Origin of the sequence: Paenibacillus sp. FSL R5-0713 (assembly GCF_037973325.1) — a bacterium.
In the GTDB taxonomy this organism is placed as follows: Bacteria; Bacillota; Bacilli; order Paenibacillales; family Paenibacillaceae; genus Paenibacillus.
Map to the genome: position 1 here is coordinate 1,591,353 of NZ_CP150229.1, position 24,120 is coordinate 1,615,472.

Genomic DNA, 24,120 nt, shown 5'->3' on the forward strand with positions numbered 1-24,120 from the left:
GTTAGGTTTCAGGAACGCTTGTCCAGGATATTCGAGTATTTCGGATATAACCGCCGGATGCATTCAGGACAGATATCATGGGTGAATTCGGCGTGGGTATGCTTCTCCAGATAATTCTCAACGGAGGTCCACTGTTCCTCTTCGTCCTTGATTTGTTTGCAGACAGCGCAAATAGGCAGCAGTCCACGCAATGTGCGCACTTCAGACAATGCCTTCTTCAATTGGTGTTCTGTCTTCCTCTGTTCGGTAATATCCATGTGTGCAATCAAAGCTAGATCGGTATCCAGAATTGTATTCGTGTGAGACAGAGGGGTGAGTTCCACGCGAAACCACCTCTCTTCGTTGTATACAGTATACACGCAGATATCATATGTATGATTTCGATTAAAGGGTATTCCGCGTTCTTTCAAATTCTGTGCGACAAGTGCCGTGTTTGTGTTCTTGCTTCGTATTGCCCAGGCTTCCGTCAGATGCAGGTAATGTGCATGATTAATATTCGCATCCGGGTATGGTGGTGATTGGCCGAGCCCCTGTTGCCAGGCGCGGTTACAACTGTGAATGATCCAATTATGATCAACGATGATGAGTTGGTGACGTATGGACTGGAACGACAGTCTCTCCAGATCGGATGTAACATGTCTCATGGATGGGACCCTCCTTTGACAGAAATCTTATCTCAGTTCATCTGGAATATCCAAAATATCAGCGACCATGTGCCTGAATCGGGTTGCTTTGCGTGTGCCGTGAATGAGATTGGATAAACGGTAGGGTGGGATGCCGTGCTGTTCGCAAAAGGCCTTCTGGTCCATTTGTAGTTCGGTTAGCCGTCGTTTGATGGCCCATCCGAACGGAGTGACTGGTTTTTTCTTGTTCTTGTTCAAAAGGGTTCACCCCTGGTTAGAATGTAGTATTCAGTCGCCCTTTCTTCATGTAGAATATATAGAAATGCGAGCTGTATATTTCATTATATACGTAAATCCGTCATCTAACAATTAAAAAAGACGGAAAAAAGTGTATTTTGTGATGTTAAATGGCGTAAATACGTTAAATAAACAAATAAAATGACAAAAAACACGTCGGCAAGGAGGTTGCCGGCGTGTTTTTTAGTTTGTTTGATGAAGGGAAGGGGGCGGGTTTGTGGAGCAAGAGGACTAGGCTCTGTAGGCATGAAGTCCAGCTCCAAGCATATGGAAACTGGGGAAAAATGATTTCATGGACATCGAGGTTGGCTGTGCCAGTCCATCCGCAGCCGAGGCGCTTACGGTATTCCATTCAGTCTCCAGATCTGTGGCCAGGCGTACCATCAGATCTTTGGTTATATCGTTATTCAGGGGAATGACTTTGGAGGCTTCGGTTATGCAGGCATTCATGGCTGAATGCAGGTAACCAAGGACCGCTTCCTCGACCGGGATGTCGAGGTGGTGGTTAATCCAGGCGTGAACAGTGGAGAGGCAGCCAACCGAATCATATTTGGCGAAGATCTGTTCGAGCTGGCTAAAATCAATCCAGGGGTGCAGAGCGCGTGCCAGTCTGATCAATCGTTTTCCCATGGCGGCAGCTTGTTCTCTGAGATCTCCAGGAGTTCGCTGAACATGGACCAGTTTATCGATCAGAGCTATCCGCCATGTATCCTTGTGATCTGCTGCGGTATAGATGCCTTTGATGGCCATGCCTTCAAGACGAACAATGCTGGGATGCAACTGACAACGCATGAATGATTCGAGATCTTCAGCATTACGAATGGTACCCTCCCTGATATGGATATCCATGCCGAAGGAATGGGTAAACCCTCCAACCTGAATAGAGGAATCAAGCAGTTTGACATAATCGAGCAGCTTATTCCCACGGTTCACAATCATTCGCCTCCTGTGTTCGTTAAATGTCATGTTAAATGACATTTATATTCCTTTTTGCTAACTTTATGTTTGAAAATCCGAATTATATGATAGTTATCATCCCATAAACGTCCGCTTTTTGTCAATAGTATCCGTTAAATTTAATGAATAGATTCTGATATTTAATATTTGTGTCATTTTATATAACTTATTATGTTATTTATGTGACGAAGTGCAGGGAGGACTATATATAAGAAAGGACTATATATAAATGAATCAACAAGATCGGCTCTTACCGAAAAAGAGGGGATCAAATCTAATAATATGCACTTCATGGGTAAACATGACGAGAATATGCGTTTTTTGAGGAAAATGCCTAGCTAAAAAAGAAGGTTTAAAAAATACTTTACTTTTATTTCAGAACCCTGTATAATCAATTCTGTTGCCGATTATTTACGACATGCGGTCGTGGTGGAATGGCAGACACGCTATCTTGAGGGGGTAGTGGGCGTATGCCCGTGGAGGTTCGAGTCCTCTCGACCGCATCATATGAACGATGAAGAAGAAGCTTTCCATTAATGGAAAGCTTCTTTTTTTGCCTTTTTGAACAGTCTGGTACCAGAAGTTGAAAAAAGGCCATCCATTACCGGGGGTAATGGTGCTCTACCTTCCGGCTAAGGGTGGCCGATGTACTATTTTTGCAGTAAGTTCTTGATATCTTCTTCAATCTTGTCAGGTGTTGTTTTGGGAGCATAACGTTTAACTACCTGTCCGTTCTGATCCACAAGGAATTTGGTGAAATTCCATTTGATTGCTTTGGAGCCGAGCAGGCCGGGTGCTTCTTTGCTAAGGTGTTGGAAGAGCGGGTGAGCACTTGAGCCATTCACATCAATTTTCTCAAACATAGGGAAGCTCACGCCATAATTCATCTGACAGAACTCCGCGATATCGTCGGAAGAACCTTTTTCCTGGGCAAACTGGTTGCTTGGAAATCCAAGGACTTCAAATGGCGCATCCTGGAACTTGTCTTGCAGTTCTTGCAGACCTTTGAATTGAGGTGTAAGTCCGCATGAGCTTGCCGTATTCACAATCAGTAACACTTTATCACGGTAGTCGGACATTTCAACTTCTTGACCGCGAAGGGTATTCACTTTGTAATCGTAGACTGTCATCTCAATCGCCTCCATGATATCATCTGATACCTTTCATTATATTGGTTACAATTAAATAATGCAAAACTAATATGATGTTAAAAGAATCAAAACTGGCAAGTTGTGCAGAATGCGTGAATGAATTGCGAAGTGATTTACGCCAGAGTGAGAATTAGATAGCCTTGACGAGGTGGATAGCGTATAACCGTATTGTAAGCGTTATTATATATGAATAATGGCGAAAATCTGCCGATTCGGTGATCTGTCCGGACTTTACACTGCCATGGCACGGGTGTATGATTCATATCGTAATTTCAATTTAAAACTAAATTGTACCTGAAAAACGAAACAAACGATAATATCGCTCGATCTTAACTTAAGATATACGAACGATGTTTTAATCGCTGAGTTTCCATTCATTCATGAATGGGAAACGGGGGAACCAACGGAATGCGCTGTCCAGGACAGTAGGCATTCAAGGGGTGAATTTTCCGGTGACAGCCGGAAATAGGGCGACTCTCGCGCCCGAATCCGTCAGCTAACCTCGTAAGCGTTAAAGGGAGAGGCAACAAGCCGTACGCTGGTTCATGGCGTTTTCGCCATGGATTCTTTAAGAAGCGTTCGGGAGGCCTTGGTCCCCCACGCTTCTTTTTTGTTGTCTTTTCACGCCAAGGGAGGAACGAATGATGGATACTGAGATGATCTTAGTGACTGCTCCTAATGAAGCAGGACGCAAATTTATCAAATTGCTGATGTACAAAAAAATGCCGTTTGCCGTTCTAACCAACAGTGCAGGGGAAGAGCGCAGACTCCGTAGAATCGGAGTAGAACATGTCATTCGCATGAATACGGCTGCAGCTCAAAAATGGTTTTTGCCGCAGGCAAGCGTTGGTAACGTGTTTATTTTCGAGAACAGCCTGAATCTGACCTGTCGTTATTTACAGATCTGTCGATCGTGGACATCAAAATCCCTATGCGTCATTACGGAGCAAAGCCATCCGAAGGGGATCTATCGGGGAATGGGTGCAGACCGGATTGTATATTCACTCAATGGGGAAGTCGGCTTTCTCCTCAATGGGTAATGTCATAGCTTGAGATTGCTCAGGTGTAAGGTGCCTGTTATAATTGAATGTATCGATAAACGGAAATTTGAGGAGACTCGTGCATGATGGTGAGTCTTCTTTTTTATGGTTTTAAAGGTAGTTCAAAAAGTCCGCTTTTGATTACGAAGGATGCCTAGCGGCATCATCAGCATCGAATATGAAATTCAGCCGAAATGTCCGTTGCTCACGTAGTTTTCCCTACGCTCCGCTACTCCATTTCTAGCTTCATTCCATCTTCTCGATACTGAAAACCAGACTTTTTGAACACGAACTTTTAGATTGCCTGTGGCTTACAAGGAGGAATTGGCGTGCCGGATGTGGGTGGATTGAAGTGGTTGTTTTTTGATGTTGGAGATACGCTAGTGGATGAATGGGACCCCGTTGATGATATTATCGGACAGTTCGTTCGCGAAGCCGGTGCTTTGGGGTATCCGGTGAAGATTGAGGCGGTACGTGAATTGTTCGCGAACTGTTATCAGAAATATGAACAATGGCCCATGAGAGTGGCAATTCGCACATTCATTGAAGATGAAGGACATCAGAAACAGATTCAGGACAAGCTGAAGTTTAAAAAAGATCTTGAACGACCTTTTCCTTCAGCGGATTCCGTTCTTCAGCAGTTGTCGCGGTATTATCGCATTGGCATTATCGCCAATCAGAGTCCTGGAACGGAAGAAAGACTGGAGAGTTACGGACTGCGAAAGTATGTTGATGTTCTGGCATGCTCGGCTGAAGAAGGGGTGTCCAAGCCAGATCCAGAGCTGTACGCTGTAGCCCTGAAACAGGCGGGTTGTGCACCGGAGGAAGCCGTCATGATCGGGGATCGGATTGATAACGATATCATTCCTGCCCGGAAGCTGGGCATGCGTACGATTCGAATTATGCAGGGGTACGGAAGATTCCAGCCAGACCGATCGGATGACGAACGTGCGGATTGGACTGTGGATTCATTGGATGAACTCCTGCCTTTACTGGTGCCGGATCAGGAATAGATGATTATTTGTTAGAGCTCGGAGTTTTACTACAAAAAGAAACACCTCGCTGTACTGCAATAATAAAGGCTGATCAACTTGGTATTGAATACCGGAGTTGATCAGCCTTTTTGATGTTTAGTCGATATGACGAGATTAGAATAACCGGATCGTCTGAATGATCAGATATACATTCAGCACAACGATAATTGCGGCAATGACCCATGAGATGATTTTGAGCCACAATTTGTTAGCGAATGCACCCATGCTTTTTTTATCACTCGTGAACATGACCAGAGGGATTACCGCAAAAGGTAATTGAAGAGACAGTACAACCTGACTCAAAATGAGCAGTTCTTCTGTGCCGTGTTCTCCTGCAATTGCTGTGACAATTACTGCCGGGATGATGGCGATCAGACGTGTGACCAGTCTGCGCAGCCAAGCCGGAATCCGAATGTTGAGGAAACCTTCCATAACAATCTGCCCTGCGAGTGTACCTGTAAGGGTAGAATTCTGGCCTGATGCTAACAGCGCCACACCGAACAGGATACTTGCGATTGTAGTCCCTAATAGGGGGGTGAGCAAGTGGTAGGCATCGGAGATCTCGGCAACCTGCGTCATGCCGGCACTATGGAATACAGCAGCTGATACAATCAGGATGGCCGCATTGATGAACAAGGCGAGTGTTAGCGCGATTGTAGAGTCCATGGTCGAATAACGAATCGCTTCTTTTTTGCCCTGTGGTGTCTGTTCGATCTGACGCGTCTGCACAATGGAAGAATGCAGATACAGATTATGCGGCATCACGGTTGCTCCTATAATACCAATGGCAATATAGAGCATGGCAGGGTTCTGCAGGATCTCCACATTTGGGACAAAACCATGGAGAACACCGCCCATATCCGGTTTTGCCAGGAACAGGTCAATCCCGAAGCAGAGGGCAATGGTGGCCATCAGCACGATGACGAGTGTTTCCAAGGCGCGGAAGCCTTTGTTTTGCAGTACAAGAATCAGGAGTACATCAACGGCGGTGATGATAACTCCGTACAACATGGGAATGTTAAATAAGAGCTTTAATGCGATGGCAGAACCGATGACCTCAGCCAGATCGGTAGCTGCAATGGCCAGTTCACACAGAATCCATAACATGACGACAACGGGCATGCTGAAGCGTTCGCGGCAGGCTTGGGCCAGATCCCGTCCAGTGACGATGCCAAGCTTTCCTGCCAACGATTGAAGTACAACGGCCATCATGTTCGAGAGTAAGATGACGGATAACAAAGTATACCCGAACTGCGATCCGCCTGCGATATCTGTTGCCCAGTTGCCGGGGTCCATGTAACCTACGGCCACGAGATACCCTGGCCCTACAAAAGCGAGAAATTTCTTCCACCATGCCGCATTCTGCGGTACTTTCATGGAACTATGTGCTTCTCCGAGTGAAGGGGCTATGCCTGCAGTAGACAATGATTCACTTGAAGGAGCGTTGAATGGATTTTTTTTACTCATACGTTTATCACCTGACTCTTTGGAATAGTGATGCGGGACGAACCGCTCAAGATATATCTAAATTTTTATGTTTATTGTTACATTGTACTCCTTCAATAATTTTTGTCTAGTGCAACTTTTATGTATTAACACAAAAAATATGTTCTAATTTGAAAATGCTCTTTTGTATATTACCCAACCCCGGAAAAAATACAGATATGTGGATAAGATGCATGAAAATAATAAAGATGTAAAAGCTGATAAAGATATAAAATGCGTTTCAAATTGAGCCAGAAGTTTAAATTGAATTGAAGGCATTTAAAACTATACGGATAAGGGAGAGATTCTGAATGGAAGCTTTATATACAGCAGTAGCGACAGTTAAAGGTGGACGTACAGGTTCGGTCACTTCTTCGGATGGCATGCTTAAACATGATCTGAAAATGCCCAAAGAGCTTGGAGGTTCCGGTGGTGAAGGTACCAACCCTGAACAGCTCTTCGCCGCTGGATATGGAGCATGTTATGAAAGTGCCCTTGCCAATGTAGCGCGCAAAGCAGGCGTGAAATTGGAGGATGTGGTCGTTACAAGTAACGTATCCATTGGTAAAGACCCTGCGGATGACGGTTTCCAGTTATCTGTTCGCTTGGACGTGAGTATGCCTGGTGTGGACCACAGTCAAGCAGAAGATCTGGCTCGCAAGGCACATGATTTCTGTCCATATTCCAAAGCGACACGTGGCAATATTGATGTTGTATTAAACGTAGTCTAAGATCTGACTCCCCCAATCAAAGGGGGACATATAGAGCAGGGTATCCCAGATACCTGATGTTCGTTCGTTTGAGTACAAAGCCCTGCTGGCCATCGGCAGGGTTTTGTGTTGATTATAATATAAGGGCAGGATGCAGGAGATCAGATGTCCAATCGCGTACTTTTTACATAATTGCACTCCCACTTCATGCTACACATTCCATAAAGGGGGAACGAAGATGAGTATTGAAGAGATGATCGAGCGCCGATTTGTATGTACAAAATGCAGGGGCACGGATTGTAACATTAAGGAAGTTTCCATGTCAGGAGCAGGCCTGAGCAAGATGTTCGATATACAGCATAACCACTACCTGTTCGTGGCTTGTGCTTCCTGCGGCTATGTTGAAGTATTTGATCCGGATGTTTTGAAAGGTAAAAAACAAGGGCAGGTAGGGACGATTCTGGATATTCTGTTTGGCGGGTAGACATGCGCGAGTTGACATTGAACTGAATTTTCTTTAATATAACTTAGTACTGAGTAGTGTCATTGCATGAACCAAATTTGAATTAAACAGGTGATATCCATGTCTTATAGACCGCGTATTGCAGATTTAGAACTAGCTTATGGTAACAAGGAAGACGGATTGTACGAATTCAAAATGAATTTGGTAGACGGTACAAAATGCCGTGTATTCTACTCCCGTTCTCCGGAATGGAAGATGACCAATATCAGCCGTCTGCAGAAAACGCCTTGTCCAGTATGTCGCAAAGATTTCATTTGCAAATGTATGGACCAGTGGGCAAGTGACCTGCATCAACAAATGATCGATGACCAATGGATGGAAAAGGCAATTGCTGAGTAATTGTCGGACAAGATACGAGCGTGGGCACAATGCCTGCGCTCTTTTTCTTTATACTTCCTAACAATGCGTGTTCAAAAAGAGCGGTTTTCAGTAATATTTTTAGAATTAGGAAACAAGATTGCTCAGATTGGGTAAGTTACTCTAACCGCAACAATAGGAGGCAGCCAATATGACAGCAAATCAAACGGATGTGCATCAGGGACATCCCATCGTACTGGTGGATGGCGTCTGTCACTTCTGCCAGGGCTTAACCAAATGGATTATCAAACGTGACCCGGAAGGGAAATATCATTTTGCTTCGCTCCAATCGGATGTGGCCAAGGAACTGCTGGTAAAGGGTAACCTGTCGACAGACAGTATGGATACTTTTGTTCTGATTGAGAATGGAAAATACTATACACGTTCAACGGCCGCACTGCGATTGGCTAAAGGTCTGAAGTTTCCTTATCCATTGTTATATGTGTTCATTATTGTACCGAAATTTATTCGCAATGCAGTCTATAACTGGGTTGCTCGCAACCGTTATCGCTGGTTTGGCAAGGATGAAGCATGCATGTTGCCTACCCCGGAGATCAAAGATCGATTTTTATGATTAATAACGGAAATAATTGGGTAATGACTACAGATCATATCTAATTTGGGAGGACAACAACTTGAAGAAGTGGACTACATTATTTATCGGGGCATTATTAGCAGTAAGCTTGGCAGCATGCGGTAACGACACAGATAATACAGCAACGCCGCCAGCCACTAACAACGAAACATCCAACGAGGGCAATACACCTGCAGAGCAGGAAACAAAGATCCCTACTTTGGACGAACTGATTACCAAAACCAATGCAGCAACGAAAGAAATGAAAAGCTTCACAACTGAAGCAAACATTGATCAGAATCTGAAACTGGATGCGGGTGAACAGTCCCAGGATCAACAGGTTAAAACATCGCTCAAGATGGATATTATCAAAGATCCAATGATGATCTATCAAGAGATGAAAATGGAAATGTCGGGACAGGAAGCCCAGAACGTGAAGCAGTATATCACTTCGGATAAAATCTACTCCCAAGTTGGGGACCAATGGGTTGCGATTCCTGAAGCTCAAACTGCTGCATTAATTGAGCAGATGAAAGCAAGCATGAATCCGGAAGGTGAATTGGAGCAATTCAAAAAGATCCAAGAAGATACTGAAGTAACCGAAGAAGGCGACAATTATGTGATTAACGCTGACGTATCCGGTGATAATGTAAAAGAGTTGGCCAAATCCGTAATGGAGCAAAACGGCTCGGATGCCCAGATGCAAGCGATGCTGGATCAGATGAATATCACCAGCATGAAGATGAAATACATGATCAACAAAGAAACGTATTTGCCGGCAGGTACAGATGTAGCCATGGTCATGGAGATGGAACAGAATGAACAGAAAATGACGATGGACATGAAGATGACCAGTACATTCTCCAACCATGATCAAGTGGAAGAGATCAAGATTCCACAAGAAGCATTGGATAGCGCGAAGTAAATTGGCTGGCACAACTGCCCAAATGAAATGCTGAAGAACATAAGAAGCGATGGACGTACATCCTTGTGTACCGTTTACGCGCACCTCTGAATTAGATCTGTGTGAGCCACGAGGTTCACCGGATTCAAGCAGGGGTGTTTTTCTTTTTAAAAGAGAATATGTTCAGGCGTCAAGGTGTTATAGTATAGTCATAATGAAGCAGAGAGGGGAGACAAAAGATGATCGAATATGCACACATTCACCATGTTAGTCTGGCTGTACGAGATCTGGAAGTCGCGAAAAAATTCTATTCGGGGTTACTGGGAATGCAGGAGATTGAACGTCCGGCTTTTCGCTCCACAGGTACATGGTATGCCATCGGTAGCCAGCAGCTTCATCTGTTACAGCACCCGGAGGGTCACACGTTACGTGAGGCTGGGATTGATACAACGGACGGCCACTTTGCGATCTGGGTGACCAGTTATTCAGGGACTATCGCTTGGCTGGAGCAGCAGGGAATTGAGTACGAAGCCAGACCTGATAGTGTAGCGGGATTCGCGCAGATTTTTGTACTTGATCCCGACCGTAACATTATTGAGTTCGATTCACCCTATGAATCCTAAGGATGAAGGGTTAGAATTAATCCCTTGCTCCACCAGAAATTGTATGCTATATTATCCATACATTCATAGCACGTGACGGAAGCACCGTCCATATACTGCATATTCATGCGGTTATTGGGCGGTGCTTTTTTGTGCTTTCTGACAGGGAGGGAAGGGGAATTTGATTGTACTGAAGGTTGTTCTGGTTTCGAAGGATAGAGATTACATTAGCGCATGGCTGGATTTTGTGCAGGGGAGCTCGTCTGGTTTTCATGTTCGTTTCACGGCATTCTCCCAGGGGGATTCCTTCAGGGAGCATATGAATGAGCAAGAAGGTCGGGAATTACCGGATCTGGTTATTGCGGAACCGGAGTTTCTGAATGACTGGCTGAATAACGGGGGAGAAGGATCAGGTGTACCTTGGCTGATGCTTAGTGAAGGCATGGAAGAGGTGGATGAGGCCAAGCGGCTGTTGAAGTACCAACCTCTGCCTGCTTTGCTGGATGCTGTGATGCATGCCTGCCGGCAACCACGCCGCAAGAAGGTGCATCTTCCGGGACAAGAAACTCTCTCCATCGGTGTAGTATCCGCTTCGGGTGGAAGTGGCAAAACGGCGGTAGCCCTGCATATGGCGAAGCAACTGGGACTTGCGGGATATGCTGTTCTTTATCTGAATCTGGAGACGTTGGATAGTACGCTCCCTTTTCTGGAAAAGGGACTAACTAGAAGTGGGCAGCGCCAGCCTGATGCGGAGACGGGATTGTCACGCCTGTTATACGATCTGAAGGTGGGCAGAAAGGAATCCGGCAAGCAGTTACAGGCGCTATCGAAGGACGTGGATGGATATGTGGTCCGGCATGAAGCATTGAAATCCGATGTGTTCTGGCCATTATCGAATCGTAAAGAATTGTTGCAAATGACTCGTGAGGATACGTCGAATCTGCTTCGTTATTTAACCGATAGCGGACAATATGACATGCTGATTCTGGATGGGGACTCAGGTTGGGATGGGCGCAGTGAAGGGGTGCTGGATACAGCAGATGCATTTGTCTGGTTGGTTGAGGATGATATATCTGCCATGCATCGATGGGGACAATGGTTGCAGCATGCTGAGCGAACGAAGCCGGAGGTGTATGAAAGTATCATGGACCGATCACGTTTTGTAGTTAACAAATATCGGGACAATGTTATCAATGCACTTCCACGCCCTGATCTGCATCTGGATGCAGTGTTGCCCTATATCCCTTCTTGGAAACAACTCAGTCAGGAGGAAGTCCTGCTTAGTTCACCGATCTTCCAACGTGAAGTGAAGAGATTATGTGCCATGCTGGTACAAGATGGCGAAGAAGAATTGAAGCAGACGGGACGAATTCAGAAGCAGGATCGGTGGGCACTATGACGGATTCAACCCGTAGAATACTGGATCGTGAAGAACAGTTTCAGATGATGCGCAGGGAAGTCAGAGCTGGGCTCGATTTAACCTCTTCAGCAGGAGATGATGAACTGTGGCAAGGGATAGAACGCAAAGTTCTCACCGACCCGAAGCTGGATGATCTGACCTCAGGAGAGCGTCACACGCTGGTACAGCGATTGTTTGACTCCTTTCGTGGATTGGATATTTTGCAGCCACTTGTGGATCATCCCGATATTACGGAAATTATGATCAATAGTCACAAGGAGATTTTTGTGGAGCAGGAAGGTGAAGTCAGCCAGATCACCCTTGAATTTGAGTCCAGGGAACGGCTTGAGGATATTATTCAGATGATTGTGTCTGGTGTAAACCGGATTGTGAATGAGTCTTCGCCAATCGTAGATGCCCGTTTAAAGGATGGTTCACGGGTCAATATCGTGTTGCCTCCCATTGCCTTGAAAGGCCCCACGATGACGATTCGTAAATTCCCCAGTGAACCGATGAAGATGTCCGATCTGATTGAAAAGGGAGCCCTGCATGAAGAAGCGGCAGAATTATTGCAGCAATTGGTACGGAGCAAATATAACATCTTCATTGGAGGGGGGACCGGATCGGGAAAAACGACCTTCCTGAACGCACTATCCCAGTTTATCCCTGCCGATGAGCGGATTATTACCATTGAGGATTCGGCTGAGTTACAGATTGTTACGGTACCCAATCTGGTGTCACTGGAAACGCGGAATGCCAATACCGAAGGCAAGGGGCAGATATCCATTCGGGATCTGATCAAGTCTTCCTTACGGATGCGTCCGAATCGGATTGTGATTGGTGAGGTAAGGGGCGCAGAAGCGCTGGATATGTTACAGGCTATGAACACTGGCCATGATGGAAGTCCATATAGTACATAATGGTAGTCAATTAAACTTAATGTCCTCAATATCGGCTTTGAAGAATTTGTTCTTAACGCCCTTGACATTTGTTTCTGGCGTATTCAGAACAATTTTTTCAAATACCTCATAGACCATTGTCTTCTTCTCTTCATCATCCATGTGCTTCCACAATGTTTGAAGATCTTCCAGAACAGCCGTGTCTGGCATAACCGAAAGTGAGTTCTTCACGCTTGCCAGCTTCTTACGTGCTGCTTCCTCGGCTGCATCCTCCTCAGCAATCTTTTTACGAATTGCATCTTTCCCGATCAGCCCCTCAACAAACATGTACTGCCATTTCTCTCGGCGTTCAGCAATACGATTAATCTCACGGCGTGCTTCAGCAGCTTCATCCTGTTTATCCGCAACCGCTTGTTCCATGCCTGCCGCGATCTCCCCAGCAGTTTTCATATCCCATTTAATTTTGCTAATGTACTCCATGACCAAATGTTCCACATGTACTTGGCGGAACGTAGGCATGTCACACGACTTGTTGGAGTGCTTGTTGGAGCATATATAATATGGCGTCCGTATGGTTCCTCTAGTGGTTGATCTCGCTGTTGACATACGTCCAAACATAGCAGCGCCACACCGACCACATCTCAACACACCACTAAACCAATACGTCAACACTCGGCTATAACCGCCTTGGGTACGTCTTTCCATAAGTTCCTTCGTTTGTTCATACTCGACTTTAGTAAATATAGGTTCATGTGATCCATCACCATAAAGACACTTCACTCGTTTGTCCCGATTACCATTCGCATAGTTTCCGTCAGATGTTTTTGATCCCAGCCGCAGAATTCCCGCATAGTATGGGTTTTCCAGTGTGTACGCTGCTGTAGCTGATGTCCACTCTTGCCCACGGCGAAGCTTGCCTTCACGGTTCAATTTCATCGCAATGGCTTTATATCCCATGCCTCCCATGTACAGATCACGTGCATACCGAATAAGGGAAGCTTCTTCTGGGATCAGTTCCTCATTCTGGGTATAACCATATGGAATAACGCCACCAGGTCGACGACCTTCAATGATCATTTGCTCAACGCCGAACCGGACACGCTCTGAGATCGTCTCACGTTCCCACTCAGCCATCGCACCAACGAGCGTGATAAAGAATCGCCCCATGGCCGTGGTCGTCTCAAACACCTCTGTGGAGCTCTTAAACTTGACTCCGTATTGATCAAAGCGTTTCAGTAGACCGTGCAGATCGGCAACAGAACGGGTGAGCCGGTCCAGTTTGTACACCACAATGACGTCAAACTGCTTGTCTTCCATATCCTGAAGCATACGCTGCATCTCAGGCCGATTGAGATCCTTGGCAGATTTACCTTCATCTATGTAGTAATCATGCACAGACCAGTCCTGAGACTGTATAAAGCTTTCCAAACGTGTACGTTGTCCTTCTATAGAGAATCCGTCTTCAGCCTGCATGTCAGTAGATACCCGGATGTATATAGCTGCTTTCATGATGTGTCCTCCTGTGAACATTGATAGTAAAATTGTAATCGATATGATAGAAAAAAGCACCCAGAAGGGTGCCGATGCTAATGATTATTGATCTATAGAATTTTTATTTGAAGTAAATAGAGATGCGATTGACCCCAATATAGAAGCTATTGCAATGAGAGTAATATAAATTGCATACACAAATGCTGCTGCAGCAATTAACCAGTTAAGGAAAGGGATATCCTGAACCCAATCAATAATATTTGCTATCCCTTGCGTCAGACTATTAACTGCTGGACGCGGATCATAAAGCACATAAACGAAGAAAATCATCTCAATTAATATAACCCAGTATTTAAAATTCAACGCCTTGTATGTACTAAAATCATAATTCTTCTCTGCTTCCTTTTTGGCAAGCACAACTCCCCATATTTCGTTAAAGAAAAGAAATAGTCCACCAATCAATGCTAGATGCCATTTGACCTCTCCTTCACCAACGCCCAGTACAGTAAAAGCTGTGAATGCAGCAAATAAGTAGTGTGGCAAGAGAGACAATACGTTAGCAATAGCGATACCGGCACGTTCATTAAATAAGAGAGCGATGATTACAATTACGATCTTCTCAACAATCTTCCATAAAAAAGAAAAAACCAATATCATTGCTGCGATAGAATAAAGTAGGTACAACCAATCCCAACTCCAAGACATTTACATTCTCCTCGTTTAACTCCGCATCGGCTGCGGTAATGGTTCTATATATGTAAGCAAAACTTATTATATCATTTCCCGTTATTTCCTTGGTATATTTTGCCCGGTGTTTCCATGTCTTTCATCCATTAATATAGATGAATAGCATCTAGAGAGGGGAACATCATTGGATATTATCGGAGTTAAAATGTACGGCAGACAGGACGATGATTCAGATTTCGTTCTGTTTAACCTGGAGAAAGACGTTAATTTTATTGAGCCTCTTCAAATGACATCTAATTCTGCAAAAACATTAGCGTTTCATACCGCATGCGGTTCATATATTGCTATCCACCTTATGCGAGACGCGAAACAGGCTTATAAGCAGTATGGGTTTGATGCATTCGACAGTTCAACCATAGTAAATCTTGATCGTATTAAGAGAACTGAGAATGTAGATAATGGCGGGATTGTCTATTTTAAAGATGGTTCACACGTTAAAGTACGAAAAGTTTTCAAAAAATGACCTTGTCAAGCACCCCTTAACCCCATTAAAGGTGCTAAATTACTCCAAGATTCGACAACATGTGACATGCGATGTTTGATATAGTATGGGTATCAACTAAATCGATATTCCACAAACTCGTTGTTAATCGATTTTTTGGTACTACTTAGTTCGCTACATAGCGAACTTCTGCCCCGGTCGGAGTGACAGAAACGTCACTCAATCGCTGCTGACTTCGATACGCTCGTATAAATCATCAATATAGCAACCAACTGCCGCGGCAATGGTCATCGCGGTTGCTAATGACATTATTCTCCGATTAGTGGCGTATTCCGAAACGGAAGACTTGGGAATACCGGTTACATCACTTAACCACTGTTGAGAACGTCTGATTTCGCGTAATCTCTTTGTCAGCAGGCAACGACCAGGTTTATAAACCATGATCATGCCTCGCAGTATATTTTTTTATCTTGTAACAGAACACACGTTCCCTTAAAATGAATATTACCAAAAGGCAACCACGAAAACGGGAGATGGTAAATATGGATAAACGGATGATTTTTGATATAACAAAAGGTTCGTTATTAGAACTTGGTGTAAATCCAGATATTATTGTTGAGAAAATTGCAAAGATGGATGCTAGAGAAGTAAAGCCTGTTTATGTCAAGGGTTACCTCACTCTGATTCATGGCCCAAAGGGCGTTTCTTCTTCATAGATCTCTCTAGCCTAACGAGTCCAATGAATCTTTTAACATCATCTTCTTCGAGTTCAATGCCATCTACCTCAAATCGTATGTTCTTCATAATCTCCTCATCAGTCAGGTTCAGCGAGTCGATCAATGCTCTTGACGGCTCCGATAGAACCTGTTTTTTCTGATCAGTTCTCCCCAATAAGTAATCCACTGAAACTTCTAGAAAATCTGCAATCTTATTTAATGTTTCGTTATCTGGTTCACGTGATCCATTTTCATAACCAGAGTATGTCGTTCTAGCCATTTTCAATAATTTAGAGATCTCTTGTTGCGTTAATCTTCTTTCTTTCCTTAACTCCAACAGTCTTTCGCTAAGCAACTACTCCACCTCACTTCTATTCAGTATTATAACGACGCGAAATGAATCACAATACATCCTGCTTCAAATCTCGTCATGAATTTTAAAAAGACTGTTGACATGACGCAAAGTGCGTCATATAATCAAAACATAGCAACGACGCAAAACGCGTCAAGGAGGTGAAACATATGCGCCACTGGCTAGTACAAATGCGTAAGGCTAAAGGATTAACACAAAATGACGCAGCCAAGCAGTCTGGTATCTCCCGTAGTTATTACGCCGAGATTGAACAAGGACGCAAAGATGCGAGTGGACGAGCTGCTAAACTGATTTCGGCGACATTAGGATTTGATATGAACCTTTTTTTTGCAGATGTTGGACGCGAAACGAGTCAAAAACCAAAAAAAACAGCTTAAAAGGAGACAAATAAAATGAATCGAGTAATCCCTTTTATGTACGGTGCCGCAGAAGTCAAAACAATAAACATCAACAATGAGCCTTGGTTCCTAGCGAAAGACATATGTGATGTGGTGGATATTAAAAACACGGCACAAGCACTTGATGGATTGGATGAAGATGAAAAGCTGGTATATGCAGTACATATATCAGGTCAAAGCAGAGACTCTTGGTTTGTAAACGAGCCTGGGCTTTACACCTTGATTATTCGGAGCCGCAAACCAGAAGCGAAACAATTTAAACGCTGGATTACACACGAAGTAATCCCATCCATCAGAAAACACGGCGCATACATGACAGAAAGCACCATCGAAAAAGTCGTCACTGATCCCGAATTCCTCATCAAGCTTGGTCAGACATTGAAACAGGAACAAGAAGCGCGCCGAGTGCTTGAACAACAAATACAACTGGACAAGCCCAAGGTGTTGTTCGCTGAATCTCTCCAAGCATCAAGCGATTGCATCCTCGTTGCGAATCTCGCCAAGATGTTGAAACAAAACGGAGTAGACATCGGACAAAACAGATTGTTCAGATGGTTCCGCGAGAATGGGTACCTTGGTAAGCACGGAGAACACTGGAACATGCCGACCCAACGGGCAATGGATCTGAAATTATTCGAAGTAAAAACAACAGTGATGAATAGACCTGATAAAGACCCGAAAATTTCAAAAACAACAGTAGTGACTGGCAGAGGGCAAATGTACTTCTTGAACAAACTTAAACCCGGAGCATAAGTAAACACAACATGCAGATATGTATGTAAAGACAAGCCCTATATATTGTACACAAAATATCGGAAGGTGGCGACAGTATGAACGGATACAATCCTGGCATGTCAGACAAAGCTTGGCGGAAGGTGCATGAGATGGCCATCCTGCTAAACCGGAAGTACTGGAAAGAGATCCAAGCAGAACGCGAAAAGGAGATGAAGAAGAATGCCTAACTTAAAACTGGTTGGTACGAAGAAAGACAACATGATCCCGTTCATCAGCCCAGCGGTATCAAACTGCGGCTGTGGAAGTCCGGCTGAATACGAGGTGTACGAGGGCAAGGATCGGCAGCCACATTGCAGGGGCTGCATGCTTGAAGCGGTAGACAACAGAATGTTTATCACGGTTCGGAAAATTGGAGGATACGACGATGCCAGCTGAGGGACTTCGAAGCAATGTTGATCCAATGACAACTTATATCGTGTCCACGCAAGGCGGCAGAGTGTTAGAGCGTCAGGCATTCGACTATGAGGACCTGATACGTGACCTGTACAACAACCAGCATGTACCCGTGAAGATCTGGACGCAATCCGAATACGATGCGGAGATAGAAGGATTGAAGCAGGCAATTGAGGAGGAACGAAAGACAGCGTGAAACAACAGACATTCAAGAGTGTGGACGACATCCTACGGCATTACGGGTGGGAGGCTCCTATTAAGGTAGTGGAGGTGAGAAAGGATGAAGGTTCCACCAACAGATCGAAAACACTTCGAGCAGCTGGAGCAGATCGCAAGCCAGAGAGGGACGCTGACGGAGACGTTGAAACGAGTGTATCAGATGAACAGCGCCATTGCCCTTAGACGAGAAAAGGCCGCCGTAGCATCGGCAGCCTTAGAAAGACGATTTGCAAATTGAATTACAACTAATATACCACAACGAAAGGAAGAATGGAATGCCTACACAATACAGATACATCCCACAGCATAAGAAAGGTTACTTCTTGGACAGAGTAGCTCAGCCAACAGACGACTATATGCAAGCCTTGCGCCTGTCCCGTAGAGAGGATATGGAGCACTGGTTGACAACACGACATTGCCCGGACATACCACAGAACTTCGTTATTCGCACATTACGTGGAGAATGGGAACTATTGGACTTGGAGGAGGTGGAGGTAGATGGATGCACAGGAGATCATGAAGCGACTCCAGGAACCATTCCCGCCGGAGGAAATTGAGTGGCGAGTTGGTTCAACCAATGGAGATAAGACGAAAGGTATTGCCTTGGCCTATGTAACCAACCGAGCCATACAGAACCGACTTGACGAGGTGTTCGGCGTGTTTGGATGGCGCAACGAATACCGCGAGTGGAAAGAGAAGAGTCAATTGTGTGGTATCAGCGTAAAGGTTGACGGTGAGTGGATCACCAAGTGGGACGGTGCAGATGACAGTAACATGGAAGCCGTTAAGGGCGGATTGTCTGATGCTATGAAGCGTGCGGCATATCAATGGGGAATCGGCAGATACCTGTACAAGCTGGAGAACATGTGGGTTCCAATTAAAGCAGCTGGACGATCACATGTACTTGTATCCGAACCACAGTTACCTTCATGGGCGTTGCCGGAGGGATTCCAATACAACGGGAAGCGACAAACCGCTGACACTCCATCACCACAAGAAGAACGGAAAACAGAAGCGCCGAAAAACAATACTGCGAATAACAACGATGATAATACAACCACAAGCATGCTTATAAGCGCCGCACAGATCAAATACAGCCATCGGTTGAAGAACGATAAACGGATATCAGACGATGACTTTAAACTGTTGGTCAGTCAGGTTGGAAACGGAAAAGATAGCATCAAGGATCTGACCAAGAAGGAAGCCAGTGTGCTGATCAATCAATTGAACGAATATCCAGCAGGAGCGTGACCTGATGAGATACCAAGACACCCTATTCTACGACGATGGCAGCCCAATCATCTCAGTAACAGACGGACCATTCGGAGAGGAGATACAACATGCTGGCACGCAAGAAAAAAGAAACGATGCCATGGCGGATGAACCTGTTCGCTCACCACAACCGGAAAGAGCAGCCTAAAGCTAAGAGAGAGCGCAACACGGACCCAGAGTACATGACGAAGGAAAAGGTACGGCAGGCAGTAATCGAGCGTGAGGGAGGTAACTGGTGCGTCCTGAGTGGCGTACCGGGACCCGGACTTGAGTTACACCGCATCGTGTACGGATCGCAAGGCGGAAAGTATGAGCTAGACAACTGCATCCTGCTGAGTCCTGAAATGCATCGACTGGTACACAGCAGCAAGAAAACATGGATGCCCATCTTACAGGACCATGTACATTGCATGAAACTTGGCATGCCGGAGAAGTCACCAATACAACGCATAACCCACAGGGAGGAATAGAAGATGAAAGTAAAAGATTTGATTGCAAAATTGGAGCAGCAGAACCAGGACGCTGAGATTATCACGATCACTATTGTAAGTCACAACGATTGGGAGTATACATCTGAGCCAGTCATAACAGCATCAAACCCTGGATTCAACGAAAAAGTTTGGATTAATTAATTTTAAACCATCTAAGGGAGGATACACCCATGATAGGCAAAGCGAATTCAATCAAAACTAAACTGGTCGTTCCTTATTGGGAAAGTGTGTTTGGGACACTCACATTAAGAAAACTGGATCGAGTTATCAATGAAGAACTAGAAAAGTTGGGTGATGCACAGGTGGTTGATATTCAGTACAAATATCAAGTTTTCACGAACGGTGAAGGTGTAGCGGAAGAGTACGAAACGGCATTAATCATATACCGCATCAACGAATGAAAGGGTTAGGGGTCATCCCCAGGAAGGGAGTACAGACACACATGCTTACAGAAAAACAAAAAGAGGAAATTCAATTGATGCGTGAAGAGGGTGGCGATCTTTCAAACTTTGTACGCCAGCATGTATTGAACCCGAACGGATGGATCGTGTACCACTCAGTTAATGGTCTAGCGCTGGATACATTTATCAGAGAGCTATATCGGGTTGGTGAGTGATATGGACAACTACAAAATGAAATCCACGGCAGCTATAGCGGCGATCCTTTCAGCTTATACAGACGAAAGTGAACCAGGCGCGTGGGTTGCAGCATACAGCGGCGGAAAGGACAGCACAGTGGCTTTTGATCTGTTGGTCAAGGCTCTGCTTATGCTCAAGCGCAACAATCCAGCACTACTGACACGGACTGTATACCTGACCACGGCGAATACCGGGCTGGACTTTGTAACCGACCCACTCAAGCAATCGGAGCTGGCGAAGATCAAAGCACTGGTAGAGCGCGAAGAACTGCCGATTGAGATTGTGGAGGTACAGGCCGCTCATGACAATAGTTTCATGTTTTTGACTGTTGGGAAGGGATACCCGTTACCGAAAAGTCGCATGAGCAGATGGTGTACTGGAAGACTTAAAATCGAGCCAAGCCAGAAGGCACATAAGGATATTGCTCCAGTGCTTACATTGACCGGAGTGCGGTTGTCGGAGTCAGCAGAACGGCGGCGCAATATTGAGGCACGCCAGGAATCGGAGTACCGAAGTAATACAGAACTGATGCCGATTGTTAACTTCACTTTGGACGATGTTTGGTCATATCTGGTTCGTGAAGGAATGGCATGGGGTGACGCTGAGGAACTGGGACAGCTCTACAAGGATGCAACAGGCGAATGTGGCTTGCGGCAACGGAAGGCCGGAGCTGACGAGAAGACAGACGATCCATGCGGCGCGCGCACAGGTTGCATCATCTGTCCAGTAGTCAAGATTGACAAGAGTTCGCAAGAGTTCGCAAAATCACACCCTTGGTTGCAACCATACGTCGACCTGCGGAACCTGATGATCGAGATGTACAAAGATCCGCGCAATAAGGCGGGCCGAATGCGCTCAGGAAAGGTCCTTGAGTACGGACAAGGTACATTTACCATCAAGGCGAGAATGGCGCTGTATGAGGCCGTCAGACAGGCTGAGTCAGACAATGAAGAGTTAGCCCTGAGATATGGAGCGGAACCACAAAAGCTAATCTACAGCAAGGAACTGGACGAATTGATTCAGCAGCAATGGCAGACAGACATGGATGAACATCCGTGGTTGGAAGATGCGGACGAGATTGGACTGTTTTACGAGACAAAAATCAAAGGACTGGCGAATGGATACCAGCTTGTATGGAACATCCATTATGACATGAGCAAGTGATATCAAAGAGGAAGGGGCAGAGCCTCTTCCCACCACATACCACATAAAGGAGCGAATGAGAATGGGATTAGATATTACAGCTTACAAACGATTGACGAAGGTGGAGAACCCGCAGTTGGACGAAGACGGGGATGTATTTGATTGGAATACCCAATGGCGAACAGACGGAAGCATGCGTTGGTCTGAACAGCATTGGCCTGGACGCGCAGAAGGTGTGGATTTCGAAACGGTCTATACATTTGAAGATAGTACCGGATTTCGCGCCGGAAGCTACAGCGGGTACAACTGGTGGCGGCAGAAGCTATCTGAATTTGCAGAAGGAGATGCATTCCGAGAATTGATTGAGTTTTCGGATTGTGAAGGAGTTATCGGATCGGTTGTTTCTAAGAAACTCGCTGCCGACTTTGCCGAATTTGAAAATGAAGCCAAAGAATACGCTGGGAAGATAGAAACCGGAGAATATTGGTTCAAGATGTACGGGATATGGAAGGAAGCATTTGAGATGGCAGCGGACGGCGGCGCAGTAAATTTTCGATAATTTGAGGGTTTAGGCCCACCAAAGGAGAGAAAACATACATGTCATTCCCGATATTGTGCGATGACTGCGAACGGAAGCAGAACCGGATGTTCAGTCGGTCATCTAACAAAACTGAGAAGTGCAAGCGATGCAAGGAGACATACTCCACACGGGAACACGAAACATATTGCGATGAATGTTCCATAGAACACAACATGTGTAGAGACTGCGGGTGTAAATGCGAACTTTGAGGCTTCGGCCTCTAACCAAGGAGGGATATACAGATGCGAAAGTATCACAAATTGCTGGCAACAGTTAGTGCATTGTTGTATACAGCATCTATTGCTACAGCAGTTGAAAAACAATATTTACTGGCAGGAATTCTGGTTACATTGAGCAGCGCATTCATGATCGGAGCAGTTTACGCACAACGGATTTATATAAATTGGGTTTTGGGGAGGAAGAACAGTCATGAGTAAGCAGGAAGAAATCAAACAAGCGTTGGCGGCAGCTACACCGGGTCCGTGGTTGCTGGAGGAAGGTTGGAACGATAATCCAATGATGGTTATGCGTCCAGATCGGAAAGTGCCGGTTGCTGAACTAGCATTCCAAAATTACGAGAATGACGCCAACCTGATCGCCAAGGCTCCTGAATATATCGCTTATCTGCTGGCAGATAATGAACGGTTGGAGCAACGGAATCAAGAACTGGATGGATGGGCTACAGAAGGATTCGAGGAAAATCAGAAGTTGGTAGATGAACGGGATCGGCTTCGAGAAAGATTTGAAGAGGAAAACAGCAGGCACACCAAAGCCATCAGGCTACTCATGCACGTAACGGACATTTTGAGTATGGGAAGGACACCAGATAGGGCTGGAGCGGCTTTACAGGAGATATATAAATGGCTGCACGAGAACAATCCGGTGGGTCAGGAAGGAGAGGGGAACCAATGATCAAGAAATGTCCGAAATGCAAAGTGAAGATGACGTATGAATGGTCAGATTCGGACGACATGGGCGGTATTGCCGAATGGCTTGAATGCCCTTCTTGTGGAAAAACAGCGAAATTACCGAATGCTAAGGGTTGAGGCTTTGGGCCTCTCCCTACTAAGGAGGATATAACACATGACACAAACAGCGTTGACCCGGGAACAAGTGTTAGGCGTTCCTCCCGGAATCGAGTTGGACGTAATGGTGGCTGAACATGTATTCAGATGGCGCCGTATCTCAGGCCCTACACACGACTATGATGGACCTGTAGAACACGGAGATGTATTGTTCCCTCCGAGTGTATCGACGAATGAAGCTTATCAGATGATGCCGGCAAAAGGGAGCATACCATTATCGTATTTTGTAAATCGGCATTGGTCTACGGATATAGGCGCAGCTTGGAAGGTGCTTGATACATTCAAAGTTCATCAAGTAACAAGGAACGAAGGTGGATTCTCTCATTCTGACCTTAAATACAGAGCAATCATCGGTAAAAATCAGCACGCAGCATACGGTGACACTGCACCTGAAGCAATATGCAAAGCTGCGTTATTGGCTGTACTGGACTTATAACATAGGAGGGATAGACGGATGAATAAAGCAGGATTGTGGATGGTGTACGACAATGAGGCTGGTCTTGTATGTACAGGGAATTACGATGTATGCAACAGCATTTACGAAAAACATGTAAAAGAAGTAATGGATTATGTTCAAAGAGAAGGCGAGTTCTCGCTTGGACTTGATGACACTGTGATTTTAGCGAGAGTCGAGAAAATGATTTATCCCGATGAAGTTGAGGAAGGCGTGTATGACTGGAAAGAAGAGAACGATGTATTTACGGCCGAAGGCGACCAATCGACTGAATAATCTAAGCGAAGCGAGGCCGGATCAGGTCTGGTCTCCCCAAATAGGAGGATAT

38 protein-coding genes, 1 tRNA gene, 1 pseudogene and 1 riboswitch are annotated in these 24,120 nt (G+C 45.2%); of the genes and pseudogenes, 32 read left to right on the forward strand and 8 right to left on the reverse strand.

What is annotated here, in order from left to right; all coding sequences use genetic code 11:
* Positions 1 to 8 precede the first annotated feature (8 nt).
* From MKZ12_RS06970 to MKZ12_RS06980, 3 genes are all read right to left on the reverse strand, one after another.
* Positions 9 to 644, reverse strand: a complete 636-nt coding sequence (locus tag MKZ12_RS06970; RefSeq protein ID WP_339259505.1) for a hypothetical protein — start codon at positions 642 to 644, stop codon at positions 9 to 11.
* Between the two features lie 27 nt (positions 645 to 671).
* Positions 672 to 881 carry an XRE family transcriptional regulator gene (locus tag MKZ12_RS06975; RefSeq protein WP_339259507.1) on the reverse strand — a complete coding sequence of 70 codons (210 nt, stop codon included), beginning with the start codon at positions 879 to 881 and terminating at the stop codon, positions 672 to 674.
* Positions 882 to 1,151: 270 nt separating this feature from the next.
* Positions 1,152 to 1,853 carry an urease accessory UreF family protein gene (locus MKZ12_RS06980; protein WP_339259508.1) on the reverse strand — a complete coding sequence of 234 codons (702 nt, stop codon included), beginning with the start codon at positions 1,851 to 1,853 and terminating at the stop codon, positions 1,152 to 1,154.
* Between the two features lie 444 nt (positions 1,854 to 2,297).
* Here MKZ12_RS06980 and MKZ12_RS06985 point away from each other — a divergent pair.
* Positions 2,298 to 2,380, forward strand: a tRNA-Leu gene (locus MKZ12_RS06985).
* A gap of 147 nt (positions 2,381 to 2,527) precedes the next feature.
* Here MKZ12_RS06985 and MKZ12_RS06990 read toward each other — a convergent pair.
* Positions 2,528 to 3,007, reverse strand: a complete 480-nt coding sequence (locus tag MKZ12_RS06990; protein ID WP_215076520.1) for a glutathione peroxidase — start codon at positions 3,005 to 3,007, stop codon at positions 2,528 to 2,530.
* A 371-nt stretch (positions 3,008 to 3,378) separates the two neighbouring features.
* A riboswitch (cyclic di-AMP (ydaO/yuaA leader) is annotated at positions 3,379 to 3,554 on the forward strand.
* Positions 3,555 to 3,669: 115 nt separating this feature from the next.
* On the opposite strand from MKZ12_RS06990, the gene MKZ12_RS06995 reads away from it, so the two are divergent.
* Together MKZ12_RS06995 and MKZ12_RS07000 are read left to right on the forward strand one after the other, a co-directional pair.
* Entirely contained in the window at positions 3,670 to 4,068 is a 399-nt protein-coding gene (locus MKZ12_RS06995) for a hypothetical protein (protein ID WP_339240389.1), read from the forward strand.
* Between the two features lie 329 nt (positions 4,069 to 4,397).
* A complete protein-coding gene (locus tag MKZ12_RS07000; RefSeq protein ID WP_339259509.1) occupies positions 4,398 to 5,081 on the forward strand; it encodes an HAD family hydrolase in 684 nt (227 codons plus the stop codon).
* A gap of 135 nt (positions 5,082 to 5,216) precedes the next feature.
* On the opposite strand, the gene MKZ12_RS07005 is transcribed toward MKZ12_RS07000, so the two are convergent.
* Positions 5,217 to 6,569, reverse strand: coding sequence for an Nramp family divalent metal transporter (locus tag MKZ12_RS07005; RefSeq protein WP_339240391.1), 1,353 nt, complete (start codon positions 6,567 to 6,569; stop codon positions 5,217 to 5,219).
* 329 nt (positions 6,570 to 6,898) lie between these two features.
* Between MKZ12_RS07005 and MKZ12_RS07010 the strand changes: the two genes are divergently transcribed.
* From MKZ12_RS07010 to MKZ12_RS07045, 8 genes and pseudogenes are all read left to right on the forward strand, one after another.
* Positions 6,899 to 7,318, forward strand: a complete 420-nt coding sequence (locus MKZ12_RS07010; protein ID WP_339259510.1) for an organic hydroperoxide resistance protein — start codon at positions 6,899 to 6,901, stop codon at positions 7,316 to 7,318.
* Positions 7,319 to 7,535: 217 nt separating this feature from the next.
* Entirely contained in the window at positions 7,536 to 7,781 is a 246-nt protein-coding gene (locus MKZ12_RS07015; protein WP_036610816.1) for a zinc ribbon domain-containing protein, read from the forward strand.
* 99 nt (positions 7,782 to 7,880) lie between these two features.
* Complete coding sequence (locus tag MKZ12_RS07020) at positions 7,881 to 8,159, forward strand: hypothetical protein (RefSeq protein WP_253431871.1); 279 nt, start codon at positions 7,881 to 7,883, stop codon at positions 8,157 to 8,159.
* Positions 8,160 to 8,328: 169 nt separating this feature from the next.
* A complete protein-coding gene (locus MKZ12_RS07025; protein WP_339240394.1) occupies positions 8,329 to 8,751 on the forward strand; it encodes a thiol-disulfide oxidoreductase DCC family protein in 423 nt (140 codons plus the stop codon).
* Positions 8,752 to 8,812: 61 nt separating this feature from the next.
* Entirely contained in the window at positions 8,813 to 9,676 is an 864-nt protein-coding gene (locus MKZ12_RS07030) for a DUF6612 family protein (RefSeq protein WP_339259512.1), read from the forward strand.
* Between the two features lie 218 nt (positions 9,677 to 9,894).
* Positions 9,895 to 10,278, forward strand: a complete 384-nt coding sequence (locus tag MKZ12_RS07035) for a VOC family protein (RefSeq protein ID WP_339240396.1) — start codon at positions 9,895 to 9,897, stop codon at positions 10,276 to 10,278.
* A gap of 160 nt (positions 10,279 to 10,438) precedes the next feature.
* Positions 10,439 to 11,656: a ParA family protein gene (locus tag MKZ12_RS07040; RefSeq protein ID WP_339259514.1), complete on the forward strand. Its 1,218-nt coding sequence runs from the start codon at positions 10,439 to 10,441 to the stop codon at positions 11,654 to 11,656.
* Positions 11,653 to 12,561 (forward strand): annotated as a pseudogene (locus tag MKZ12_RS07045) (ATPase, T2SS/T4P/T4SS family); the annotation flags it as partial. The gene MKZ12_RS07040 and the pseudogene MKZ12_RS07045, both read left to right, overlap by 4 nt.
* A 21-nt stretch (positions 12,562 to 12,582) precedes the next feature.
* On the opposite strand, the gene MKZ12_RS07050 reads toward MKZ12_RS07045, so the two are convergent.
* Positions 12,583 to 14,064: a recombinase family protein gene (locus tag MKZ12_RS07050; protein ID WP_339259516.1), complete on the reverse strand. Its 1,482-nt coding sequence runs from the start codon at positions 14,062 to 14,064 to the stop codon at positions 12,583 to 12,585.
* A gap of 84 nt (positions 14,065 to 14,148) precedes the next feature.
* Positions 14,149 to 14,751: a hypothetical protein gene (locus tag MKZ12_RS07055; RefSeq protein WP_339259518.1), complete on the reverse strand. Its 603-nt coding sequence runs from the start codon at positions 14,749 to 14,751 to the stop codon at positions 14,149 to 14,151.
* A 166-nt stretch (positions 14,752 to 14,917) separates the two neighbouring features.
* Here MKZ12_RS07055 and MKZ12_RS07060 point away from each other — a divergent pair, with 166 nt between their 5' ends.
* Positions 14,918 to 15,256 carry a LytTR family transcriptional regulator DNA-binding domain-containing protein gene (locus tag MKZ12_RS07060; protein ID WP_339259519.1) on the forward strand — a complete coding sequence of 113 codons (339 nt, stop codon included), beginning with the start codon at positions 14,918 to 14,920 and terminating at the stop codon, positions 15,254 to 15,256.
* Between the two features lie 198 nt (positions 15,257 to 15,454).
* Here MKZ12_RS07060 and MKZ12_RS07065 read toward each other — a convergent pair whose 3' ends face one another.
* Positions 15,455 to 15,676 carry a helix-turn-helix transcriptional regulator gene (locus MKZ12_RS07065; protein WP_339259520.1) on the reverse strand — a complete coding sequence of 74 codons (222 nt, stop codon included), beginning with the start codon at positions 15,674 to 15,676 and terminating at the stop codon, positions 15,455 to 15,457.
* Positions 15,677 to 15,777: 101 nt separating this feature from the next.
* On the opposite strand from MKZ12_RS07065, the gene MKZ12_RS07070 reads away from it, so the two are divergent.
* The 20 genes from MKZ12_RS07070 to MKZ12_RS07165 all read left to right on the forward strand — a co-directional run bounded on the left by MKZ12_RS07070 (position 15,778) and on the right by MKZ12_RS07165 (position 24,068).
* The gene (locus MKZ12_RS07070; protein ID WP_339259522.1) at positions 15,778 to 15,951 is read left to right on the forward strand and encodes a hypothetical protein; all 174 of its coding nucleotides are present in this window, start codon (positions 15,778 to 15,780) and stop codon (positions 15,949 to 15,951) included.
* A gap of 522 nt (positions 15,952 to 16,473) precedes the next feature.
* A complete protein-coding gene (locus MKZ12_RS07075) occupies positions 16,474 to 16,701 on the forward strand; it encodes a helix-turn-helix transcriptional regulator (RefSeq protein WP_211081011.1) in 228 nt (75 codons plus the stop codon).
* Between the two features lie 15 nt (positions 16,702 to 16,716).
* Entirely contained in the window at positions 16,717 to 17,475 is a 759-nt protein-coding gene (locus MKZ12_RS07080) for a phage antirepressor (protein ID WP_339259524.1), read from the forward strand.
* A 77-nt stretch (positions 17,476 to 17,552) separates the two neighbouring features.
* Positions 17,553 to 17,684 carry a hypothetical protein gene (locus MKZ12_RS07085; protein WP_339259525.1) on the forward strand — a complete coding sequence of 44 codons (132 nt, stop codon included), beginning with the start codon at positions 17,553 to 17,555 and terminating at the stop codon, positions 17,682 to 17,684.
* On the forward strand, positions 17,677 to 17,892 hold the full coding sequence (locus tag MKZ12_RS07090; protein ID WP_339259526.1) for a hypothetical protein: 216 nt from the start codon (positions 17,677 to 17,679) through the stop codon (positions 17,890 to 17,892). The genes MKZ12_RS07085 and MKZ12_RS07090 overlap by 8 nt, the downstream gene beginning before the upstream one ends.
* Entirely contained in the window at positions 17,882 to 18,106 is a 225-nt protein-coding gene (locus tag MKZ12_RS07095) for a hypothetical protein (RefSeq protein ID WP_339259528.1), read from the forward strand. Before MKZ12_RS07090 ends, MKZ12_RS07095 begins: the two co-directional genes overlap by 11 nt.
* Before the next feature lie 84 nt (positions 18,107 to 18,190).
* Positions 18,191 to 18,367 (forward strand): hypothetical protein, encoded by a 177-nt coding sequence (locus MKZ12_RS07100; RefSeq protein WP_339197778.1) that lies wholly within the window; start codon positions 18,191 to 18,193, stop codon positions 18,365 to 18,367.
* A gap of 37 nt (positions 18,368 to 18,404) precedes the next feature.
* Positions 18,405 to 18,686: a hypothetical protein gene (locus MKZ12_RS07105; protein ID WP_339259529.1), complete on the forward strand. Its 282-nt coding sequence runs from the start codon at positions 18,405 to 18,407 to the stop codon at positions 18,684 to 18,686.
* Positions 18,628 to 19,380 (forward strand): Rad52/Rad22 family DNA repair protein, encoded by a 753-nt coding sequence (locus tag MKZ12_RS07110; protein WP_339259531.1) that lies wholly within the window; start codon positions 18,628 to 18,630, stop codon positions 19,378 to 19,380. The genes MKZ12_RS07105 and MKZ12_RS07110 overlap by 59 nt, the downstream gene beginning before the upstream one ends.
* A gap of 89 nt (positions 19,381 to 19,469) precedes the next feature.
* Positions 19,470 to 19,871: an HNH endonuclease signature motif containing protein gene (locus MKZ12_RS07115; protein ID WP_339259533.1), complete on the forward strand. Its 402-nt coding sequence runs from the start codon at positions 19,470 to 19,472 to the stop codon at positions 19,869 to 19,871.
* Between the two features lie 3 nt (positions 19,872 to 19,874).
* On the forward strand, positions 19,875 to 20,033 hold the full coding sequence (locus MKZ12_RS07120; protein WP_339259535.1) for a hypothetical protein: 159 nt from the start codon (positions 19,875 to 19,877) through the stop codon (positions 20,031 to 20,033).
* A 29-nt stretch (positions 20,034 to 20,062) separates the two neighbouring features.
* Positions 20,063 to 20,293 (forward strand): sporulation protein Cse60, encoded by a 231-nt coding sequence (locus MKZ12_RS07125; RefSeq protein WP_339259537.1) that lies wholly within the window; start codon positions 20,063 to 20,065, stop codon positions 20,291 to 20,293.
* 41 nt (positions 20,294 to 20,334) lie between these two features.
* Entirely contained in the window at positions 20,335 to 20,508 is a 174-nt protein-coding gene (locus tag MKZ12_RS07130) for a hypothetical protein (RefSeq protein ID WP_339259538.1), read from the forward strand.
* Position 20,509: 1 nt separating this feature from the next.
* Positions 20,510 to 21,694, forward strand: coding sequence for a phosphoadenosine phosphosulfate reductase family protein (locus MKZ12_RS07135; RefSeq protein ID WP_339259540.1), 1,185 nt, complete (start codon positions 20,510 to 20,512; stop codon positions 21,692 to 21,694).
* A gap of 61 nt (positions 21,695 to 21,755) precedes the next feature.
* Entirely contained in the window at positions 21,756 to 22,232 is a 477-nt protein-coding gene (locus tag MKZ12_RS07140; RefSeq protein WP_339259542.1) for a hypothetical protein, read from the forward strand.
* A 263-nt stretch (positions 22,233 to 22,495) separates the two neighbouring features.
* Complete coding sequence (locus MKZ12_RS07145) at positions 22,496 to 22,690, forward strand: hypothetical protein (protein ID WP_339259544.1); 195 nt, start codon at positions 22,496 to 22,498, stop codon at positions 22,688 to 22,690.
* Complete coding sequence (locus tag MKZ12_RS07150; RefSeq protein WP_339259545.1) at positions 22,683 to 23,165, forward strand: hypothetical protein; 483 nt, start codon at positions 22,683 to 22,685, stop codon at positions 23,163 to 23,165. The genes MKZ12_RS07145 and MKZ12_RS07150 overlap by 8 nt, the downstream gene beginning before the upstream one ends.
* Positions 23,162 to 23,299: a hypothetical protein gene (locus MKZ12_RS07155; protein ID WP_339259546.1), complete on the forward strand. Its 138-nt coding sequence runs from the start codon at positions 23,162 to 23,164 to the stop codon at positions 23,297 to 23,299. Before MKZ12_RS07150 ends, MKZ12_RS07155 begins: the two co-directional genes overlap by 4 nt.
* 37 nt (positions 23,300 to 23,336) lie before the next feature.
* Positions 23,337 to 23,774, forward strand: coding sequence for a hypothetical protein (locus tag MKZ12_RS07160; RefSeq protein WP_339259547.1), 438 nt, complete (start codon positions 23,337 to 23,339; stop codon positions 23,772 to 23,774).
* Between the two features lie 18 nt (positions 23,775 to 23,792).
* Positions 23,793 to 24,068 carry a hypothetical protein gene (locus tag MKZ12_RS07165; RefSeq protein ID WP_339259548.1) on the forward strand — a complete coding sequence of 92 codons (276 nt, stop codon included), beginning with the start codon at positions 23,793 to 23,795 and terminating at the stop codon, positions 24,066 to 24,068.
* Positions 24,069 to 24,120: the final 52 nt, after the last annotated feature.

Bases quoted from the DNA above. Each gene is read 5' to 3' on its own strand.
- MKZ12_RS06970 (WP_339259505.1), bottom strand. From the start codon at position 644: ATGAGACATGTTACATCCGATCTGGAGAGACTGTCGTTCCAGTCCATA.
- MKZ12_RS06990 (WP_215076520.1), bottom strand. From the start codon at position 3,007: ATGACAGTCTACGATTACAAAGTGAATACCCTTCGCGGTCAAGAAGTT.
- MKZ12_RS06995 (WP_339240389.1), top strand. From the start codon at position 3,670: ATGATGGATACTGAGATGATCTTAGTGACTGCTCCTAATGAAGCAGGA.
- MKZ12_RS07005 (WP_339240391.1), bottom strand. From the start codon at position 6,569: ATGAGTAAAAAAAATCCATTCAACGCTCCTTCAAGTGAATCATTGTCT.
- MKZ12_RS07010 (WP_339259510.1), top strand. From the start codon at position 6,899: ATGGAAGCTTTATATACAGCAGTAGCGACAGTTAAAGGTGGACGTACA.
- MKZ12_RS07015 (WP_036610816.1), top strand. From the start codon at position 7,536: ATGAGTATTGAAGAGATGATCGAGCGCCGATTTGTATGTACAAAATGC.
- MKZ12_RS07020 (WP_253431871.1), top strand. From the start codon at position 7,881: ATGTCTTATAGACCGCGTATTGCAGATTTAGAACTAGCTTATGGTAAC.
- MKZ12_RS07025 (WP_339240394.1), top strand. From the start codon at position 8,329: ATGACAGCAAATCAAACGGATGTGCATCAGGGACATCCCATCGTACTG.
- MKZ12_RS07035 (WP_339240396.1), top strand. From the start codon at position 9,895: ATGATCGAATATGCACACATTCACCATGTTAGTCTGGCTGTACGAGAT.
- MKZ12_RS07050 (WP_339259516.1), bottom strand. From the start codon at position 14,064: ATGAAAGCAGCTATATACATCCGGGTATCTACTGACATGCAGGCTGAA.
- MKZ12_RS07055 (WP_339259518.1), bottom strand. From the start codon at position 14,751: ATGTCTTGGAGTTGGGATTGGTTGTACCTACTTTATTCTATCGCAGCA.
- MKZ12_RS07065 (WP_339259520.1), bottom strand. From the start codon at position 15,676: ATGGTTTATAAACCTGGTCGTTGCCTGCTGACAAAGAGATTACGCGAA.
- MKZ12_RS07070 (WP_339259522.1), top strand. From the start codon at position 15,778: ATGGATAAACGGATGATTTTTGATATAACAAAAGGTTCGTTATTAGAA.
- MKZ12_RS07075 (WP_211081011.1), top strand. From the start codon at position 16,474: ATGCGCCACTGGCTAGTACAAATGCGTAAGGCTAAAGGATTAACACAA.
- MKZ12_RS07080 (WP_339259524.1), top strand. From the start codon at position 16,717: ATGAATCGAGTAATCCCTTTTATGTACGGTGCCGCAGAAGTCAAAACA.
- MKZ12_RS07085 (WP_339259525.1), top strand. From the start codon at position 17,553: ATGAACGGATACAATCCTGGCATGTCAGACAAAGCTTGGCGGAAGGTG.
- MKZ12_RS07090 (WP_339259526.1), top strand. From the start codon at position 17,677: ATGCCTAACTTAAAACTGGTTGGTACGAAGAAAGACAACATGATCCCG.
- MKZ12_RS07095 (WP_339259528.1), top strand. From the start codon at position 17,882: ATGCCAGCTGAGGGACTTCGAAGCAATGTTGATCCAATGACAACTTAT.
- MKZ12_RS07100 (WP_339197778.1), top strand. From the start codon at position 18,191: ATGAAGGTTCCACCAACAGATCGAAAACACTTCGAGCAGCTGGAGCAG.
- MKZ12_RS07105 (WP_339259529.1), top strand. From the start codon at position 18,405: ATGCCTACACAATACAGATACATCCCACAGCATAAGAAAGGTTACTTC.
- MKZ12_RS07110 (WP_339259531.1), top strand. From the start codon at position 18,628: ATGGATGCACAGGAGATCATGAAGCGACTCCAGGAACCATTCCCGCCG.
- MKZ12_RS07115 (WP_339259533.1), top strand. From the start codon at position 19,470: ATGCTGGCACGCAAGAAAAAAGAAACGATGCCATGGCGGATGAACCTG.
- MKZ12_RS07120 (WP_339259535.1), top strand. From the start codon at position 19,875: ATGAAAGTAAAAGATTTGATTGCAAAATTGGAGCAGCAGAACCAGGAC.
- MKZ12_RS07125 (WP_339259537.1), top strand. From the start codon at position 20,063: ATGATAGGCAAAGCGAATTCAATCAAAACTAAACTGGTCGTTCCTTAT.
- MKZ12_RS07130 (WP_339259538.1), top strand. From the start codon at position 20,335: ATGCTTACAGAAAAACAAAAAGAGGAAATTCAATTGATGCGTGAAGAG.
- MKZ12_RS07135 (WP_339259540.1), top strand. From the start codon at position 20,510: ATGGACAACTACAAAATGAAATCCACGGCAGCTATAGCGGCGATCCTT.
- MKZ12_RS07140 (WP_339259542.1), top strand. From the start codon at position 21,756: ATGGGATTAGATATTACAGCTTACAAACGATTGACGAAGGTGGAGAAC.
- MKZ12_RS07145 (WP_339259544.1), top strand. From the start codon at position 22,496: ATGCGAAAGTATCACAAATTGCTGGCAACAGTTAGTGCATTGTTGTAT.
- MKZ12_RS07150 (WP_339259545.1), top strand. From the start codon at position 22,683: ATGAGTAAGCAGGAAGAAATCAAACAAGCGTTGGCGGCAGCTACACCG.
- MKZ12_RS07155 (WP_339259546.1), top strand. From the start codon at position 23,162: ATGATCAAGAAATGTCCGAAATGCAAAGTGAAGATGACGTATGAATGG.
- MKZ12_RS07160 (WP_339259547.1), top strand. From the start codon at position 23,337: ATGACACAAACAGCGTTGACCCGGGAACAAGTGTTAGGCGTTCCTCCC.
- MKZ12_RS07165 (WP_339259548.1), top strand. From the start codon at position 23,793: ATGAATAAAGCAGGATTGTGGATGGTGTACGACAATGAGGCTGGTCTT.